Annotated in this window: 15 protein-coding genes and 1 tRNA gene; 3 read left to right on the top strand and 13 right to left on the bottom strand. The window is 69.2% G+C overall.

The genetic code is table 11. The features are described from left to right. Window positions 1-21: 21 nt before the first annotated feature. The 4 genes from AB5G72_RS07560 to polA form a co-directional block, all read right to left on the bottom strand. On the bottom strand, window positions 22-783 hold the full coding sequence (locus tag AB5G72_RS07560) for an amino acid ABC transporter ATP-binding protein (protein ID WP_407335930.1): 762 nt from the start codon (window positions 781-783) through the stop codon (window positions 22-24). Further along, entirely contained in the window at window positions 780-1,763 is a 984-nt protein-coding gene (locus AB5G72_RS07555) for an amino acid ABC transporter permease (RefSeq protein WP_132063218.1), read from the bottom strand. Before AB5G72_RS07555 ends, AB5G72_RS07560 begins: the two co-directional genes overlap by 4 nt. An 11-nt stretch (window positions 1,764-1,774) precedes the next feature. After that, on the bottom strand, window positions 1,775-2,677 hold the full coding sequence (locus AB5G72_RS07550; protein ID WP_440221350.1) for an ABC transporter substrate-binding protein: 903 nt from the start codon (window positions 2,675-2,677) through the stop codon (window positions 1,775-1,777). Window positions 2,678-2,763: 86 nt separating this feature from the next. Continuing rightward, a complete protein-coding gene (gene polA, locus AB5G72_RS07545; protein WP_440221349.1) occupies window positions 2,764-5,550 on the bottom strand; it encodes a DNA polymerase I in 2,787 nt (928 codons plus the stop codon). Window positions 5,551-5,629: 79 nt separating this feature from the next. Here polA and AB5G72_RS07540 point away from each other — a divergent pair. From AB5G72_RS07540 to AB5G72_RS07530, 3 genes are all read left to right on the top strand, one after another. Next, window positions 5,630-5,706, top strand: a tRNA-Leu gene (locus AB5G72_RS07540). Between the two features lie 164 nt (window positions 5,707-5,870). Further along, on the top strand, window positions 5,871-6,341 hold the full coding sequence (locus AB5G72_RS07535; protein WP_440221348.1) for a MarR family winged helix-turn-helix transcriptional regulator: 471 nt from the start codon (window positions 5,871-5,873) through the stop codon (window positions 6,339-6,341). Further along, complete coding sequence (locus AB5G72_RS07530) at window positions 6,338-8,125, top strand: MDR family MFS transporter (RefSeq protein ID WP_440221347.1); 1,788 nt, start codon at window positions 6,338-6,340, stop codon at window positions 8,123-8,125. The genes AB5G72_RS07535 and AB5G72_RS07530 overlap by 4 nt, the downstream gene beginning before the upstream one ends. A gap of 81 nt (window positions 8,126-8,206) precedes the next feature. Here the strand turns inward: AB5G72_RS07530 and AB5G72_RS07525 are convergent, their stop codons facing one another. The 9 genes from AB5G72_RS07525 to trpB all read right to left on the bottom strand — a co-directional run bounded on the left by AB5G72_RS07525 (window position 8,207) and on the right by trpB (window position 18,760). Further along, window positions 8,207-8,656 carry an SRPBCC family protein gene (locus tag AB5G72_RS07525; protein WP_182633806.1) on the bottom strand — a complete coding sequence of 150 codons (450 nt, stop codon included), beginning with the start codon at window positions 8,654-8,656 and terminating at the stop codon, window positions 8,207-8,209. Between the two features lie 81 nt (window positions 8,657-8,737). Further along, window positions 8,738-11,485: a cation-translocating P-type ATPase gene (locus tag AB5G72_RS07520; RefSeq protein WP_440221346.1), complete on the bottom strand. Its 2,748-nt coding sequence runs from the start codon at window positions 11,483-11,485 to the stop codon at window positions 8,738-8,740. 51 nt (window positions 11,486-11,536) lie between these two features. Beyond that, window positions 11,537-12,196 carry an MBL fold metallo-hydrolase gene (locus AB5G72_RS07515; protein ID WP_172812117.1) on the bottom strand — a complete coding sequence of 220 codons (660 nt, stop codon included), beginning with the start codon at window positions 12,194-12,196 and terminating at the stop codon, window positions 11,537-11,539. Further along, window positions 12,193-13,278 carry an S-(hydroxymethyl)mycothiol dehydrogenase gene (locus AB5G72_RS07510; protein ID WP_440221345.1) on the bottom strand — a complete coding sequence of 362 codons (1,086 nt, stop codon included), beginning with the start codon at window positions 13,276-13,278 and terminating at the stop codon, window positions 12,193-12,195. Before AB5G72_RS07510 ends, AB5G72_RS07515 begins: the two co-directional genes overlap by 4 nt. Window positions 13,279-13,418: 140 nt before the next feature. After that, the gene (locus AB5G72_RS07505) at window positions 13,419-14,132 is read right to left on the bottom strand and encodes a M23 family metallopeptidase (protein ID WP_301162678.1); all 714 of its coding nucleotides are present in this window, start codon (window positions 14,130-14,132) and stop codon (window positions 13,419-13,421) included. A 174-nt stretch (window positions 14,133-14,306) separates the two neighbouring features. Beyond that, window positions 14,307-15,725 (bottom strand): pyruvate kinase, encoded by a 1,419-nt coding sequence (gene pyk, locus AB5G72_RS07500; RefSeq protein ID WP_120285878.1) that lies wholly within the window; start codon window positions 15,723-15,725, stop codon window positions 14,307-14,309. Between the two features lie 46 nt (window positions 15,726-15,771). After that, on the bottom strand, window positions 15,772-16,680 hold the full coding sequence (gene lgt / locus AB5G72_RS07495) for a prolipoprotein diacylglyceryl transferase (RefSeq protein WP_067713993.1): 909 nt from the start codon (window positions 16,678-16,680) through the stop codon (window positions 15,772-15,774). Further along, window positions 16,677-17,468 (bottom strand): tryptophan synthase subunit alpha, encoded by a 792-nt coding sequence (gene trpA, locus AB5G72_RS07490; RefSeq protein ID WP_440221344.1) that lies wholly within the window; start codon window positions 17,466-17,468, stop codon window positions 16,677-16,679. Before trpA ends, lgt begins: the two co-directional genes overlap by 4 nt. Further along, window positions 17,465-18,760, bottom strand: a complete 1,296-nt coding sequence (trpB, locus tag AB5G72_RS07485) for a tryptophan synthase subunit beta (RefSeq protein WP_119191823.1) — start codon at window positions 18,758-18,760, stop codon at window positions 17,465-17,467. The genes trpA and trpB overlap by 4 nt, the downstream gene beginning before the upstream one ends. Window positions 18,761-18,808 lie beyond the last annotated feature (48 nt).

Below are 18,808 nucleotides of genomic sequence, written 5' to 3'. Positions count from 1 at the left end.
CGCGCCGGCCCCGCCCCGACGTCACAGGATCTTGGACAGGAAGTCCTTGGTCCGTTGGTGCGACGGCGACCTGAGCACGTCCGCGGGTGTACCGGACTCCACCACGACACCGTCGTCCATGAACGCCACCGTGTCGGCGACCTCCCGGGCGAACCCCATCTCGTGGGTGACCACGACCATGGTCATCCCCGCGTCCGCGAGATCGCGCATCACGCCGAGGACCTCCCCGACCAGTTCGGGGTCGAGAGCGGAGGTGGGCTCGTCGAACAGCATCAGCTTGGGGTCCATGGCCAGGGCTCGGGCGATCGCCACGCGCTGCTGCTGCCCGCCGGACAACTGGGCCGGGTAGGTGTCGGCCTTGGCGGCGAGACCCACCTTCGCGAGCAGGTCGCGGGCCCGCTCGGTGGCCTCCCCACGCGACTGGCCCTTCACCAACATCGGCGCCTCGATGACGTTCTCGAGGGCGGTGCGGTGGAGGAACAGGTTGAAGTGCTGGAACACCATGCCGATGTCCCGGCGCTGGCGTGCGGCCTGCTTCGGGGAGATCTCGTAGAGCTTGTCACCCTTCTCCCGGTAGCCCACCAGCTCATCGTCGACGTAGAGCCTGCCGGCGTCGACCCGCTCCAGGTGGTTGATACACCGGAGGAAGGTGGACTTGCCCGATCCGGAGGGCCCCACCAGGCACAGCACCTCACCGGCGGCGACCTCGAGGTCGATCCCCTTGAGAACGCGCAGCGACCCGAAGTTCTTGCAGACCTGCTCGGCCCTGACCATCGACGTCATGCCATCCCTCCCGACTGATCGGTGCCCTTGACCGCTGCGAGGGCGGACGGGGTGAGCCCGTCCGCATCGGCGAGTGCGCGAAGTTGCCGGCCGGTGAGCCTCCGGGTGGCGCCGCGGGAGAAGCGCTTCTCGAGGTAGTGCTGACCCACCATGAGCACGCTGGTGATGACCAGGTACCACGTGGCGGCCACCAACAGCAGCGGGATGGGCTGGAAGTTGACGCCGGAGATGTCGCGCGCCTGCCCGTAGAGCTCACCGGAGAACGGGATCGCCACGACGAGTGAGGTGGTCTTGAGCATCGAGATGAACTCGTTGCCCGTCGGCGGGATGATGACCCGCATCGCCTGCGGCAGGATGGTCCGCCGCATCGTCTGGCCCCACGTCATCCCCAGTGCGGTCGAGGCTTCGGCCTGCCCCTCGGGAACCGACGAGATGCCCGCGCGGACGATCTCCGCCATGTACGCGGCCTCGTTCATGGCCAGGCCCACCACGGCCAGCCAGAACGCCGAGTACAGGACCATCGTGTCGTCGAACCGGACGAACTGGAGGTCGGTGAACGGGATCCCGAACTGGACCTGGCGGTACAGGGTGAAGATCAGGCCCCAGAACAGCAACTGCACGTAGATCGGCGTCCCGCGGAAGATCCACAGGTACACCCAGGCGACTGCCTTCAGCACGGGGTTGCTGCTCATCCTCATCACCGAGAGGATGACGCCGAGGACCACGGCGAGGATCATCGACAGCAGCGTCAGCGCGATGGTGTAGAACACCGCCATGCCGAACCTGGTGTCGAACAGGTAGCGGGCGTAGGTGTCCCACCCGTAGGCCGGGTTGGTCGCCGCGCCCCAGATGAACAGGAACACGAGGACCAGTACGACGGTCGCCGACACCCAACGCCACGGGTGCCGGAGAGGCACCGCCCGGATCGGTTCCGGGGCCTCCGCCGCGGGGGCGTCCGCCCCCTTCTGCGCGGTACTCACCTACCGGTCACTCAGCCCTTCCGGATCTCGGCGTCATCGATGAGTCCGGCCTCGAGGCCCCAGTTCTGGGCGATCGTCTCGAAGTCGCCGGTCTCGATGAGCTTGTCGGCGGCAGCCTCGAGGGCGGCGGCGAGTTCCGAGTCCTTGCGGACGGGCCAGCCGTAGGGGGCGGAGTCGAACACGTCGCCGACGAGCTGCATCTTGCCCTCGGACTGCTTGACCGCGTAGGCGGAGATGGGCGAGTCGGCGGACATCGCGTCGACCTTGCCGAGCGCAACGGCGGTCGAGGCCTCGTCCTGGGAGTCAAACTGGACCTTCTCGATCGCGGGCTTCCCGGCCGCAACGCAGGCCTCGCTGCGGGCGGGCACGTCCTCCTGGTCGGAGACCGTGGTCCGCTGGACGGCGACGTTCAGGCCGCAGGCGTCATCGGGGTCGATGTCGTTGCCGGCGGCGGCGGCCCACTGGATGCCGGCCTCGAAGTAGGTGACGAAGTCGACGGTCTGGAGCCGCTCGTCGTTGACAGTGAACGACGAGGCACCCATGTCCATGGTGCCGCCCTCGATCGCCGGGATGATCTTCTCGAAATCGGACTCGCGGAACTCCGCGCGGAGCCCCATCAGCTGGGCGGCGGCGGTCATCACGTCGATGTCGAAGCCGACGATCTCGCCACTCTCGTTCTTGAACTCGTTGGGCGCGTACGGCGGATTGGTGCCGATCACGATGACGCCCTTGTCACGGATCTCGGCCGGGACGAGTGCGGCGATCTTCTCATCGGTCTCGAGAGACACCTCGTCACGAGGCTCCCCGGAGTCCTGCGGCCCCTCGGTGTTGGTGGTGCAACCGGTCAGCGCGAGGGCCGCGGTGGCGGTCAGGGCCATGGCGGCGCGCAGGCCGCGCCGGGAGGTGATCGTCATGGGGTGCCCTTTCAGGCGTCGTGGAGCCGAATCTGAAATGAACTTAGGGTACAGGTCGGCTGCCGCCCGGCAGGGCAACGGGACGCTCAGTGCGCCGCCGAGTCCCAATCCGGACCGGTTCCGGTCGAGACGTCCAGCGGGACGTCGAGCTCGATAGCCGAGTACATGCGGTCCACGACCAGGCCCCGGACCTCGTCGAGTTCGCCCTCCGCCACCTCGAGCACGAGTTCGTCGTGGACCTGGAGTAGAAGGCGGCTCTTCAGCCCCCGTTCGGTGAGGTCCGCGTCGACCTTGAGCATGGCCGCCTTGATGATGTCGGCGGCCGTGCCCTGGATGGGTGCGTTGAGCGCGGCACGTTCGGCGTTCTCCCGCTTGAGCCGGTTGTCCGAGTTGAGCTCGGGCAGGTAGCGACGCCGCCCGAACAGTGTCTCCGTGTAGCCGTCTCGGCGGGCCTGTTCGACCACTGCGCGCAGGTAGTCGCGCACGCCGCCGAAGCGAGAGAAGTAGGCCTCCATCTGCTCTTTCGCCTCACCCTGGCTGATCCCGAGCTGGGCGGCGAGGCCGAACGCGCTGAGCCCGTAGGCCAGCCCGTAGCTCATGGCCTTGACCCGGCGACGGAGCTCCGGGGTGACCTCGTCGATCGGCACGCCGAACGCGCGCGAGCCGACGAACGAGTGGAGATCCTCCCCCGTCCGGAACGCCTCGATGAGCCCTGCGTCGCCGGACAGGTGTGCCATCACCCGCATCTCGATCTGGCTGTAGTCGGCGGTGAGAAGACAGTCGTAACCCTCACCCACGACGAACGATTCGCGGATTCGTCGACCGTCCTCGGTGCGCACGGGGATGTTCTGCAGATTGGGGTCCGTCGAGGACAGCCGGCCGGTCGCGGCCACGGTCTGGTTGAACGTCGTGTGGATACGCCCGTCGTCACCGATGGTCTTGATGAGCCCCTCGACCGTGGTCCGCATCTTGGTGGTCTCGCGGTGCAGCAGTAGTGCCTCGAGGAACGCCCGTCCCGGGGTGTCGCCCGTCTCCTTGGTGAGCAGTTCCTCCAGCGCCTTGGCGTCGGTGGTGTACCCGGTCTTGGTCTTCTTGGTCTTGGGCATGCCGAGGGTCTCGAACAGCACGACCTGCAACTGCTTGGGCGAGCCGAGGTTGATCTGTTCGCCGCCGATCGCGGCGTAGGCGGCGTCGGCCGCCTGCCGCCCGCGGTCGGCGAAGTCGTCCCGTAACCCGTCCAGGGCGCCGCCGTCCACCGCGATCCCGATAGATTCCATCCGCGCCAGCACCGGCACGAGCGGCAGTTCCATCTCCGCCATCAGGCGCGCCCCGTGCACCTGCTCCAGTTCCACGTCCAGCCGCTCCGCGAGATCGACCACCGCGCGGGCGCGGGTCGCGGCGGCGTCGGCGTTCTTCTGCTCAGTCTCGGCGTCATCGACATCGTCGAGCAGGGACAGTTGCTTGTCCCCCGCCTCCGCCTCGGGCAGTTCGCGCTGCAGGTGACGTTGGAACAGCTCCGCCAGTCCGTAGCTGCGTTGTCCGGGTCGCACCAGGTAGGCGGCCAGGGCCACGTCCATGGTCACCCCGCCCAACCGGAGCCCGCGTCCCGTCAGTGCGTGCGTGGCGGCCTTGGCGTCGTGGACCGCCTTGGGTACCGCGTCGTCGGCCAGCCAGGCGCGCAGCGCCTGCTCGTCGTCCGGCCCGATGGCCGCGAGGTCCAGGTGTCCGGAGGCCCCGCCGGCGGCGGCGATGGTGATGGTCTGCGCGTCGCCCGCGCCGGGTCGGGAGGGCCCGACGACGACGAGGCCGTGCCGCTGCCCGGCCGGCGCGTGGGCAGCGAGCCAGTCGGAGACCTCGCTGGCGTGCAGCACCGCGGCCTGCTCGAGCTCCACCTCGGCGGCGGGCTGGGGGGCGCCCTCCGGCAGGAAGGCGGAGAGGAAGCGGTCGCGCGCCTGGGGGCCGAATTCCAACCGGTCGAACAGTGCGTTGACGTCGGCACGCTCCGGGGTCGCGCGGACGAGGTCCCTGATCTCGACGCCGAGGTCCAGGTCACGCGTGAGCTCGGTGATCCGCCGGTTGAGCTGCACCTGGGGCAGGTGCTCACGGAAGCTCTCACCGACCTTGCCCTTGACCTCGTCCGCGTGCGCGATGAGCTCCGAGAGGGTGCCGTACTGGGTGATCCACTTGGCTGCGGTCTTGTCGCCGACCTTGGGCACGCCCGGGAGGTTGTCGGAGGTGTCACCGCGCAGAGCGGCCACGTCCGGGTATTGGGCGGGCGTCACCCCGTACTTCGCCTCGACCGCGGCGGGTGTGAATCGGGCGAGTTCGGAGACCCCCTTGACCGGGTAGAGGACGGTGACCTCGTCGGACACCAGCTGCAGAGCGTCACGGTCCCCTGTACAGATCAGCGTCTCGGCGCCGCCCGAGTGTGTGGCGAGGGTGGCGATGATGTCGTCGGCCTCGTGGCCCTCCAGAGACAGCGTCCGCACCCCCAACGCCACCAGCGCCTCCTGGATGAGTTCGACCTGCCCCTTGAACTCCTCGGGCGCGGCCGACCGGGTGGACTTGTACTCGGGGTACTCCGCCGTGCGGTGCAGCGTCGCACGGGAGACGTCGAACGCCACGGCCAGGTGCGTGGGCTCCTCCTCGGTCACCAGGTTGGCGACCATCGACAGGAATCCGTACACGGCGTTCGTGTGCTGGCCGGACGCCGTGGAGAAGTTCTCGGCCGGCAGCGCGTAGAACGCACGGAACGCGAGTGAGTGCCCGTCCAGGAGCAGCAGTCGGGTGGGCCCCTCCCCCGCTGGGGCGCCGGAGGAGGCGCCCGAACCGAGGGCGGTGTTGGCTTCTGCGGTCTGACTCGTGGTGCTCACACGGCCACTCTAGGGCGGGCGTCGGACAGACGCTCATCGGTCGTCGGTTAGACTTCCGGACCAGCGGTTCACCGCGTTCGCCCCCGTAGCCCAATTGGCAGAGGCAACGGATTCAAAACCCGTCCAGTGTCGGTTCGAGTCCGACCGGGGGCACCACCGCTCGAGCGAGGTCAGACCCGCTCGCATTCCTCTCATCAGCCCATCATTTCATCACCTCATCACCGCCTCCGCCCTCTCCACCCGCGCGCCACCCGGTGGCGCGGTGGTCCGCTACGCGCGTAATGTTTGCTTGTTGCAAGCAATCGGTTCGAGGAGTGGATATGGCGATAGACGCGGAACGCGGCGGCCGGTTGGTGGTGGACCTGTCGCGGGTGGTCAAACTCCTGCGCGCGGTCAACCTCTCGGTGCCCCGCTACGACGAGGCCGTCGAGCCGTCCGCGCATCCACTGCTGTTCGCCATCCATGACGGCCCGGCCCGGGTCACCGACCTGGCCTCGCGGGTCCACACCGATGTCTCGGTGGTGAGTCGCCAGGTCCGCCAACTCGAGACCCGCGGGCTCATCTCAAAGGTCCCCGATCCCGATGACGGACGCGCCAGCCTCGTCACACTCACCGCCGAGGGCACCGATCTCGTCAGTCAGGTGTTCGAGCGCAGTGGTGACTGGATGGCCAGCCTCCTCGAGGACTGGACGCCGGACCGGGCGGACGCCTTCATCGCGGACCTCGCCGGACTCGCCGACTCCCTCCACGCCGAACTCTGCTCTCTCACATCCGCCGAGGAGAACCGATGACCGCCCCCAAGACATCCTCGGTCCACGCAGGCGAGGACGGTGAGTTCACGCACCGCCAGATCCTCGTCATCCTGGCCGGCCTCATGTCCGCCATGTTCCTGGCCAGCCTCGACCAGACCATCGTGAGCACGGCGATCCGCACCATCGCCGACGACCTGCAGGGCCTGGACGCCCAGGCGTGGGTCACCACCGCCTATCTCATGACGTCCACCATCTCGACGCCCCTGTACGGCAAGCTCTCCGACATCTACGGGCGCAAGCCGTTCTTCGTCATCGGCATCGTCATCTTCGTGTTCGGCTCTCTGCTCTGCACGCTCGCCACCTCGATGTACATGCTCGCCGTCTTCCGCGGCATCCAGGGTCTGGGTGCCGGCGCCCTGATGTCCCTGGCGCTCGCGATCATCGGCGACATCATCCCGCCGCGCGACCGCGCCAAGTACCAGGGCTACATGCTGGCGGTGTTCGCGTCCTCGTCGGTCCTCGGGCCGGTCATCGGCGGGTTCTTCGCAAGCGCCGACACGATCTTCGGCATCGACGGGTGGCGCTGGATCTTCCTCATCAACGTCCCCATCGGCGCGGCGGCTCTGACCCTCGTGATGATCACGCTCAACGTGAAGAACGTCCGGGTCGACCATCGCGTCGACTGGGCGGGCGCGGCCGCGATCGTCGTAGGACTCGTGCCGCTCCTGTTGGTGGCCGAGCAGGGCAACACCTGGGGGTGGGGATCCCCTGCCGCCCTCGGGTGCTACGTCGTCGGACTGGCCGGTATCGGTCTCTTCCTCATCGTGGAGGCCCGCGCCGGCGACCAGGCCCTCATCCCGCTCCGCCTGTTCCGCGATCGCACCTTCGCGATCGTCACCGCCGGCGGCGTGATCGTGGGCATGGCCATGTTCGGCGGCATGATGACCCTGCCGCTGTACATGCAGATCGTGCACGGCGCCGATCCCATGGAGTCCGGGCTCATGATGCTCCCGCTGGTGGCGGGGATGATGGGTGCCTCGATCGTGTCGGGCCAGCTCATCTCGAGGACAGGCCGGGTGCGCGAGTTCCCGATCTTCGGCACGGCGGTGGCCGCGGTCGGACTGTTCCTGCTGTGGACCATCGACGCCGACACGTCGCTGACACTGGTGATGGTCTACATGCTGGTGCTGGGCATCGGGCTCGGCAACTGCATGCAGCCGCTCACCCTGATCGTCCAGAACGCCGTGAGTCCGCGGGAGATCGGCGTGGCCACCGCGTCGGCCACCTTCTTCCGCCAGCTCGGCGGCACCGCCGGCGTCGCGGTGTTCCTGTCCATCCTCTTCAGCCGCGTCGGTGGCTCCATTTCCAGCGAACTCGAGCAGGCCGCCGCCGACGGGAGTCTCGCCCGCGGCGTACGGGAGGGCCTCGCCGACCCTGTCCTGCGGCAGGACCCCGACGCGTACGGGATCGTCCGGGCGCTCGCCGACCCCACCACCGGCGCGGGCGCTCTGGAGACGGTCACCAAGGACTCCTCCGTGATCAACCGGCTCCCCGAACTGGTCGCCCACCCCTTCGAGCAGGGCTACGCGCTGAGCATGTCCGAGATCTACCTGGTGGCCGGCGTCCTCGCCGTGCTCGCCTCCGTGCTCCTGGCGTTCATGCCGCAGATCGTGCTCCGGACCGGTTCGGCGCAGGCCGAGGCCGCGCGTGAGGCGGCCGCGGCTGCCGCGCCCACGGGGACGGACGTCGAGGCGGCCGAGTCCGCCACCACGACGACGAGTCCCTCGGCGGACCGCTCCCGCTCGGCGGACCGGCCAGACTGAGCCCGGCCAGACTGAGCCCGGCCAGACTGAGCCCGGCCGGACTGAGCCCGGTCGGACTGAGCCCGGTCGGAGCCAGGTCGGCTACCCCTCGAGGTCGTCCTTGAGATTGGACAGCAGGGCGTGTTGGATGCGCTTGAGCCCGGCCGGCGCGAAGGTCCGCTCGAAGAATCCACCCACTCCCCCGGCGCCGTCCCACGAGGTGGTCATCTCGACGAGCGCGCCCCCCGTCGCCTCGCGCACCGTGTAGGTGGTGGCCATGGACGAGTTCTCGTCCTTCTCCACGAGTGACCAGTGCGCTGCGGCGTCGTCGACAGTGACGTTGGCCTTGACGTCCCGGCTTCGCTTCTTGGTGGCCTGGAGGTTCCACGCCGCGACGGTGCCGTCCCCCTGTCCACCCTGGATCAGGCGGTAGGCGCTGAACTGCTCGGGCTGGATGCGGGGCCGGACCTGCGCGTAGTCGGCGATCGCCGCGCTCACGGCCTCGACGGGCGCCTCGATGACGATGGTGTTGCTGGCGGTGACCCTGGCCATGATGATGACTCCTCCTCGTCGGTCCGACCGTGTCGCGCCCGCTACCTGACGCGGTGGTGGCGGCGCCCTCGGGTGGGCGCGTCAGACCACGTCCATCCTGCCCGACGCACCGGCCCGTCGCGTACGCCATCTCGCGCCGGCCTTGCGCAGTTCCTCCAGCCAGAGGATCGACGACGCCACCGCGGTGGCCAGCAGCCATTCGTCGGCGCGGAGCGAGGTGGTGTCGAAGACGCCTTGCAGGAACGGCACCTGGACCACCGCGATCAGCAGCAGCGGCACCGCGCCCAGCGCGACCCAGATCGGGGCGTTGTGCGCCATGTCGCGGGAGAACACCGAGCCGTGGTCGGATCGAACATTCATCAGGTTGAACACCTGGAAGAAGACGAACGTCGCGTACGCCAACGTGGTGGCGAACAGCGGTTCCCCTGCTCGATCGGGGAACACCGCCTCGGCGGACGCCAGCACGAGCAGGGTACCCACGGCCATCACGACGCCCAGCCAGAGGATCCGCACCAAGCGCGTCGGAGTGAGGATCTGTTCGCCGGCCGGACGCGGAGGCCTGCGCATGGCATCCTTCTCCACCGGCTCGACTCCCAGGGCCATCGCCGGCGGGCCGTCCATGACGATGTTGACCAACAAGACCTGCAGCGCGGTGAACGGCACCGTCGCCAGCCCCAACAGACCACTCGCCAAGAAGACGATCACGAACGCCCACGCGGTGGTGAGCTGGAACTTCACGAACTTGACGATGTTGTCGTAGATCCCCCGCCCCTGGCGCACCGCGGAGACGATCGTCGAGAAGTTGTCGTCGGTGAGCACCATGTCCGCCGCGCCCTTGGACACGTCGGTACCGGTGATCCCCATGGCGATCCCGATGTCGGCCTGACGCAGGGCGGGCGCATCGTTCACACCGTCTCCCGTCATCGCCACCACGTCCCCGTCAGCCTGGAGGGCCCGCACCATCCGGATCTTGTGCTCGGGGGTCACGCGGGCCAGCACGCCGAGGCGAGCGGCCCGGGCGGACAGCTCCTCGGCGTCGATGCGGTCCAGATCGACACCGCTCACCGCCTCCCCGCCGATACCGAGGTCGCGGGCGATGGCCGAGGCCGTGACCAGGTGGTCACCGGTGATCATGTGCACCGAGATGCCCGCCTGGTGGGCGATGCGTATCGACTCGGCGGCGCGTGGCCGCGGTGGGTCGACGATCCCCAGCACCGCGAGCACTGTCAGGTCGCGGACCTCGCCGAGCAGAGAGTCCTCGTCGGGTGGTCCGTCACCGTCGCCGAAAGGCCGGGCGGCCACGAGCAGCGTGCGCAGGCCGGACGCGGCGAGCCCCTCCGTGTCCGCGCGCAACGCTCCACGCCGCTCGTCGTCGAGCTCCACCGCCGTCGCCCCGTCCCAGACGTGCGTGGCGCGAGGCAGGACGGCACCGGTGGCACCCTTGACGTGGAGGACGAGGTCTCCACCCGGTGCGCGGTTGACCGTCGCCATGAACTTGTACGCCGAGTCGAACGGGACCTGGGCCACCCGCGGACGGGCGGCGCGCAGCCCCTCGACGTCGATCCCGCACTTGGTCGCCGCCACCAACAGTGCGCCCTCGGTCGGATCTCCGACCAGTCGCCCGTCGGCGACGATCGCGTCGTTGCACAACGCCATGGCCACCGCGGCCCGTCTCAGGTCCGGTACGACGTCCGGGTCGGACGACAGGACGGTCCCGGCCCCGTCGTATCCGGTCCCGGTCACGGAGTACGACCCGCCGCCCGCGACGATCCGCGTGACGGTCATCTCGTTGAGGGTGAGGGTCCCGGTCTTGTCCGTCGCGATGTGGCTCGTCGAACCGAGTGTCTCGACGGCGGCGAGGTTCTTGATGATCGCGCCCTCGCGGGCGAGGCGCGAGGCACCCATCGCGAGCGTGAACGCCACGACCGCCGTGAGCCCCTCCGGGATCGTGGCCACCGCCAGGGAGACCGCGGACAGGAGCATGTCCTCCCAGGACTGACCGCGCACGAGCCCGATCGCGAGGACCAGTCCCACTACGGTCAGCGCGATCCCGGTGAGGACGCGGGCGAGCGTACCGATCCGTTTCTGCAGCGGCGTCGGACCGGCGCCCGCACCGCCCAGCAGGTCCGCGATCGCGCCCATCTCGGTGTGTTCACCGGTACCGGTCACCACGATGCGCGCCCGGCCCCGGGTGACCTCCGTGTTCATGAACACCATGCCAGCGCGGTCTCCGAGAGGCGCGTCGACGCCCTGTACCGCTCCCGCGGCCTTGTCCACCGGGGCCGACTCCCCGGTCAACGTCGCCTCGGCCACCTGCAACCGGGATCCGGAGAGCACCCGGCCGTCGGCGGGGACCCTGTCTCCGGACTCCACCACCACGATGTCGCCCGGGACGAGCCCACTGCTGTCGATCTCGGCCTCCACGCCGTCCCGCACCACCCGGCTGTGCGGGACCGACATATCGCGTAGGGCTGCGAGACCGGCCTCGGCACGGGTCTCCTGGACGTAGTTGAGGATCGTGTTCAGTGCGACCACCAGCAGGATGACCACGGGGGTCTCCCATTCCCGGGACACCCCCGCGCTCACCGCAGCCGCGACCGCGAGCACGAGGATCATCGGATCCGCCAACAGCCTCGCCACCCGCCGCCACCCGGGAACCCGCTCGGCCTCGGGCAAGGTGTTGGGCCCGTGCCGGACGAGACGGGCGCCCGCCTCGGCGCTGGTGAGCCCGTCCGGGCCCGCACCGAGGCGGGACAACACCTCCGCGGGCGCGAGGGTGTGCCACGGAGTGGGAGGACCGGACTCTGCGGGCGTCCTCGTCGTCGTCATCTCCCCGGCCCCTCCCCCGCGTCAGTCCTCCCCGCGCCCACGGCGGCGGTCTCAGTGCCCTCGGGCGATCCATTCCTCGAGGTGCGGGGATTCGTCCCCGACCTTCGTCCCGTCACCGTGACCGGTGTGCACCAGCGTCTCCGCGGGCAGCGTGAGGATGCGCTCGCGGATGGAGGTGATGATGGTCGGGAAATCCGAGTACGAGCGGCCCGTGGCCCCCGGTCCGCCGGAGAACAGGGTGTCGCCGGAGAACAACACGCCCGCCTCGGGAACGTGGAACACACACGATCCCGGTGAGTGCCCGGGCGTGTTCATCACGTCGATGCGGGTACCCGCGATCTCCAGACGCTGCCCGTCGGAGAGCTCGCCGTGGGAGACGGTGGGATGGGTCTCGTCCCACAGCATCTGGTCACCCGGGTGCACCAGGATCGGCGCATCCAGCTTCTCCGACAGTTCCGGCGCCACAGTGATGTGGTCGTTGTGGGCGTGCGAACACAGGATGCCCTTGACCCGGCGGCCCGCCACCGCGTCGATGATCGGCTGGGCGGTGTGGGCGGCGTCGATCACGTACACCTCGGAGTCGTCCCCGAGGATCCAGATGTTGTTGTCGACCTCCCACTCGCCGCCGTCGAGCGCGAAGATGCCGCTCGTGACGACCTTCTCGATACGCAGACCGCCGGCGTGCCCGGCGCTGGTGTGGATCTCGCTCACATCGTCACCACCGATCGGAGGACGGAACCGGACTTCATCGCGTCGAACGCCGCCTCGACGGCGTCGATGCCGATCCGCTCGGAGACGAACTTCTCGAGCGGGAGCCGACCCTGCAGATGCAGATCCACGAGCATCGGGAAATCGCGCTCGGGCAGACAGTCGCCGTACCAGGACGACTTGAGCGAGCCACCACGACCGAAGAAGTCCAGCAGCGGCAGCTCCAACCGCATCTCCGGCGTGGGCACGCCCACCAGGACCACGGTCCCGGCGAGGTCGCGGGCGTAGAAGGCCTGTTCGTACGTCTCCGGCCGACCGACGGCGTCGATCACGACGTCGGCGCCGAAGCCGTCCGTGAGCTCCCGGATCGCGGCCACCGGATCGGTCGAGGTCGAATTGACCGCGTGGGTCGCACCGAAGTCCTTGGCCCACTCGAGCTTGGTGTCGTCGATATCGACCGCGATGATCGTCGAGGCGCCCGCGAGTCGGGCGCCCACGACCGCGGCGACACCGACTCCACCGCACCCGATGACGGCGACGGACTGCCCACGGCTGACCTGGCCGGTGTTGACGGCCGCGCCGATGCCGGCCATGACACCGCATCCGAGTAGTCCGGCGACCGCCGGGTCCGCCGCCGGGTCGACCTTGGTGCACTGCCCCTCGTGGACGAGGGTCTTGTCGATGAACGCGCCGATGCCGAGCGCGGGGGTGAGCTCGGTGCCGTCGCTCAGCGTCATCTTCTTGGACGCGTTGTGGGTGGCGAAGCAGTACTGCTGCTGGCCCCTCTTGCAGGCCCGGCACTCACCGCACACCGCGCGCCAGTTGAGGACGACGTAGTCGCCCTCGGCGACATGGGTGACCCGGTCACCGACGGTCTCGACGGTGCCCGCGGCCTCGTGGCCCAACAGGAACGGGTACTCGTCGTTGATCCCGCCGTCCCGGTACGCCAGGTCCGTGTGGCAGACGCCGCACGCCTGCACCCGCACGATGACATCGTTCGGTCCGGGATCGGGGACGACGACGTCGACCAACTCGACCTCGGCCCCCTTGCTACGGGCAATGACGCCCTTGACGGTCTGCGACATGGATCGCCTCTCGACTGGTGGTGGACTCTCTCGCCCCACTGTGTCAGAAAGGCCCGACACGTGGCCCGTCAACGCGGTCGCGCCCCGCCTCCTCGAGGGGAGACGGGGCGCGACGGGTGCGTGTCGGGGGCGTCGATCGATCAGACGGCGACGCCGTTGGCGCGGAGCCACGGCACCGGGTCGATCCACTGGCCGGCCGGGTTGCGCACGCCGAAGTGCAGGTGCGGCCCGGTGGAGTAGCCGCGGTTTCCGACCGTTCCGATGACCTGCCCGGCGTTGACCCGCTGGCCGACCGAGACGTGGTTCTGGTCGTTGTGTCCGTACTCGAGCAGGTGGCCGTCGTCGGTCTGGATCCGGATCCACAGTCCGTACCCGGAGGCCGGGCCGGCAGCCACGACGGTGCCGGACTTGGCGGCGAACATCGGGGTCCCGATCGGTGCACCGAAGTCCGTGCCGTTGTGGAACGTTCCCCAACGGGGGCCGAAGCCGGAGGTGATCGGACCGTAGGTCGGGGCGTGGGCGCCACCGACGGAGGGGACACCGAGCGAGCCGAACACAGCCGGGTCGATCGCGTACTCCCGAAGCTGGTCCTCGGTGAGGCCGATGCCCTGGATGACGCCCTGCGCCATCTCGGTCAGCTGGTCGGCGTTGATCTCGGCGGACTGGGCGGAGGCTGCGGGGGCGGCGGCCATGGCCATGCCGCCGGAGAGGGCGGCGCCGGCGACGGTGCCGGCCACGAGGCGGCCCATGGTGGACGAGCGGGCGGCGCGGTGGCGCCCGGCGGTCGCGCCGGTGCCCTCGACGCCGAGTCGATCGGCGAGCTCGGCGTAGGAAATGCGAGTGGCGTCGGACATCAGGGAACCTCGGAGACTGGAGCGGGTGAAGCAGGGACGTGACCGGCTTCCCCGGTCGACTCCAAGAAGGTAACAGAAGTGTCTCGACTCTGTCACGTCAAAGGCACGAACACAGACGAAAGCGCCGGTGAGCGGCTTGCTCACCGGCGCCTGTCGGTTGTTATCCGATGGTGATCAGTGGTCGACCTCGCCCATCCGGTGGACGAGGATGAAGTTGGTCGACCCCTCGACGCCCGGCACGTTCCCCGCGACGAGCACGATCAGGTCGTCCTCGTTGTACCCGTCGAGCGGGAGCAGCATCTCGTCGGTGACCTTGACGATCTCCGCCGTGTCGTTGACGCGGTCGGTGAGGAAGGTCTCGGTCCCCCACGTCAGCGCCAGCTGGCTGCGGATACGGGGGTCGCTGGTGATGGCGATGAGCGGCAGGTGGCTGTGCAGACGGGCGAGCCGCCGCACCGTATCCCCCGTCGAGGTGACCGCGACGAGCGCCTTCGCCCCCAGCCGCTCACCGATCTCGCGGGCGGAGTAGGAGATGACACCGCGCTTGGTCCGTGGGATGTGCACCAGATCCGGCGCGGCCGTGGAGTCCGACTCCACCGCGAGTGCGATGGACGACATCGTGCGTACGGTCTCGATCGGGTACTTGCCGACGGAGGTCTCCCCCGAGAGCATCACCGCGTCCGCCCCGTCGAGGACGGCGTTCGCCACGTCGGACGCCTCGGCCCGGGTGGGCCGGGAGTTCGTGATCATCGACTCGAGCATCTGGGTGGCCACGATGACGGGCTTGGCGTTCTCGCGCGCGATCTGGATGGCACGCTTCTGGACCAGCGGCACCTCCTGCAGCGGCAACTCCACGCCGAGGTCGCCCCGGGCCACCATGATGGCGTCGAATGCCAGGACGATGGACTCGAGATTCTTGACGGCTTCCGGCTTCTCGAGCTTGGCGATGATGGGAACGTGGATGCCCACCTCGTCCATCACCTCGTGCACGAGGTCGACGTCCGCCGGCGACCGCACGAACGACAGCGCGATGAAGTCCACCCCCAGGCCGAGGGCGAACCGGAGGTCGGCGATGTCCTTCTCGCTCAACGCGGGGACCGAGACGTTCATGCCCGGCAGGGACACGCCCTTGTTGTTGGAGACGGTCCCGCCCTCGGTCACCACGCAGTGGACGTCGTCCCCGTCAACCTGCTCGACGGTCAGTCCGATATTGCCGTCGTCGACGAGGAGGCGGTCACCCGGGCGGGCGTCGTTCGCCAGCCCCTTGTAGGTGGTCGAGACGCGATCCTTGGTGCCCTCCACCTCCGCGACGGTGATGACGACACGGTCGCCCTCCGCCCACTCGTGCCGGCCCTCGATGAAGCGGCCGAGCCGGATCTTGGGGCCCTGCAGATCCGCGAGGACACCGACGGCCCGGCCGGACTCGTCGGAGGCTTTGCGGACCCATCGGTAGTTGGCCTCGTGGTCGGCGTGCTCTCCGTGGCTGAAGTTGAGGCGGGCGACATCCATCCCCGCGTCGACCAGCTCTCGGATGCCTTCCTCCGACGCGACGGCGGGACCCAGGGTGCAGACGATCTTGGTACGACGATTCACTCGTACCAATCTAGTCCCCTCGACCGGCCACCCGGTTAACCCGAGGTCAACGACCAGCCAACGGGGGTGCGTCGCCCGCGGGACCACCCTCCGCCGGGTCGTCCCCGACGTCGTCCGGCGCCCGCAGGTCAGAGGCCTCCTCCCGGCCGCGGCGGGCCCGCCAGAGATACACCAGCGCGGCGAGCATGACCACGAGGGAGACGATGGTGTTGATACGCAGTCCGAACACCTCTGTGGCGGCGTCCGCGCGCAGCAGTTCCACCCAGAAGCGACCGAAGCAGTACAACGCCACATAGAGGGCGAAGAGCCGACCGTGGCCCAGGCGGAACCGCCGGTCGATCAGCACCAACGCGATCGCCACGAGAACGTTCCACAGCAGCTCATAGAGGAATGTCGGGTGAACGGTCGCCAGCACCTGGCCGGTCGACCGCCCGATCGTCTCCGAGTACCCGTAGGACTCGTCGTAACGCTGGTAGATCTCCAGCGCCCAGGGCACATCGGTCTCGCGGCCGTAGAGCTCCTGGTTGAAGTAGTTGCCCAGTCGGCCGATCCCCTGTGCCAACACGATGCCGGGGGCGATCGAGTCGCCCAGCGCCCCCAGCGCCCGGATGCCCTGTTGGCGCAGACCGATGTAGGCGCCGAGAGCGCCGAACGCGACCGCGCCCCAGATGCCCAGGCCGCCATCCCAGATCTTCAACGCGTCGACGGGATCGCGGCCCTCTCCGAAGTAGCGGTACCAATCGGTGGCCACGTGGTAGATCCGTCCGCCGATCAGGCCGAAGGGGATCGCCCACAGCGCCGTGTCGATCACCACGCCGGCCCGGCCGCCACGGGCGACCCAGCGCTTCTCGCCCCACCAGATGGCGACGACGATGCCGAGGATGATCCACAGGGCATACGCACGCAGGGGGAACGGACCGATCTCCCAGACGCCCTGGGGAGGGCTGGGGATCACGACCCGGTCCCGCGCCGGCGGACGCCCTCGGCCAACTCGGCGGTCAGCCTCCCGAGGGCGTCGAGCCCCTCGGTCGCCGCCGTGATGAGTGCCGACCCGACGATCACGCCGTCGGCGTACGAGGCGATCTCGGCCGCCTGCTCACCGTTGCGCACCCCCAGCCCGACCCCACAGGCGAGGCCGGAGATCTCACGGACCCGCGCGGTGAGGGTCCGGGGCGCGTCCGAGACGACGTCCCGGGCGCCGGTGACTCCCATGACGGCCTGGACGTAGACGAAACCGCCCGTGTTGGAGAGCGTCATCGCGAGTCGCTCGGGGGTCGACGACGGCGCGACGAGGAACACCCGGTCGATTCCGTGGGCGTCCGACGCGGCGATCCAGTCCTCGGCTTCGTCCGGGATGAGGTCGGGCGTGATGACGCCGGTACCGCCGGCGGCGACGAGGTCGGCGGCGAAACGGTCGACACCGTACTGGAGCACCGGGTTCCAATAGGTCATGACCACGGGGACCGCACCGGCTGCGGCGACCGCGCGGACCACCTCGAAGGTGTCCGCCACGCGGAACCCGGCCTCGATCGCGGTGTCGGCGGCGGCCTGGATGGTCGGCCCGTCCATCATGGGATCGGAGTACGGGATGCCGACCTCGACGATGTCGCATCCGCCCTCGACCATCGTGCGCACGGCGTCGATCGACCCCTCGAGAGTCGGGTAACCCGCCGGGTAGTAGCCGATGAGCGCGGCCCGGTCCTCGCTCCGGCACCGCTCGAACACGTCACTGAGAACGCTCATCCCTCGACTCCTCCGTCCGCGAACTCGCCCGCGCCGTCGTCGGCGCCCTGGCTCGAATCCACCCCGGCCTCGGGCGGGGTCCCCCCGTCCAACAGGCCGAACCACCGGGCGGCGGTGTCGACGTCCTTGTCGCCGCGACCGGAGACGTTGACCAGGATGAGGTCCACGCCCTCCGCGGCGAGCTGCGCGGCACCGGCGATCGCGTGCGCCGACTCGATGGCGGGGATGATGCCCTCAGTGCGGCACAACTGAGCGAACGCGTCCATGGCCTGGGTATCCGTGATCGGGCGGTACTCGGCCCGCCCGATCTCCGCCAGGCGCGAATGCTCGGGCCCGACACCCGGGTAGTCCAGGCCCGCCGAGATCGAATGGGACTCGATCGTCTGCCCGTCGGAGTCCTGCATGAGATGGGCGTACGAACCCTGGAAGACCCCGGGCGTCCCCGCGTTGACGGTCGCCGCGGTGCGTCCGGACCCCACGCCGTCACCCCCGGCCTCGCACCCGACCAGACGAACCGATTCGTCGTCGATGAACGAATGGAACAACCCGATCGCGTTGGAACCACCGCCGACGCACGCCACGGCGGCGTCCGGCAGCCGACCGGCCTGATCGAGGATCTGCACCCGGGCCTCGGCGCCGACGACGCGCTGGAAGTCGCGGACCATCGTCGGGAAGGGGTGCGGCCCGGCCGCGGTACCGAACGCGTAATAGGTGTCGTCCGCGTGGGCGACCCAGTCCCGCATCGCCTCGTTGATCGCGTCCTTCAACGTGGCCGAACCGATCTCCACGGCCTCGACCTCGGCACCGAGCAACCGCATCCGCGCCACGTTGAGCGCCTGCCTGCGCACGTCCACCGCGCCCATGTAGACCTTGCACTCGAGGCCGAGGAGGGCACACGCCGTCGCCGTGGCCACCCCGTGCTGACCGGCGCCGGTCTCCGCGATCACCCGCTTCTTGCCCATCCGCTGCGCGAGCAGCGCCTGGCCGAGGACGTTGTTGATCTTGTGGGAGCCCGTGTGGTTGAGGTCCTCGCGCTTGAGGAACACCCGCGCACCGATCTCCGCACCGAACCGCGTCGCTTCGTACAACGGCGACGGCCTACCCGAGTAGTGGCGCTGCAACCGGTCGAGCTCGTCGAGGTACTCGTCGTCCGCCCGGGCCTTGGCGTAGGCGTCGGTCACCTCGTCGACCACCGCCATCAGCGCCTCGGGGACGTAACGGCCGCCGAACGGCCCCCAGTGGCCCCGCTGGTCGGGCTCATGTCCGGTGGTGGACCGGAGCACCTCTCCCATGGTGGGCAGTGTCGGAAAATCCTTGGAGTTCACGTCCCCAGTCTGCCG

The sequence above is a fragment of the Dietzia sp. MNB45 genome (assembly GCF_051994785.1).
Taxonomy (GTDB): Bacteria; Actinomycetota; Actinomycetes; order Mycobacteriales; family Mycobacteriaceae; genus Dietzia; species Dietzia kunjamensis.
The sequence above is the reverse complement of the archived record's forward strand: the minus strand, read 5'-3'. Positions and strand labels throughout refer to the sequence as shown.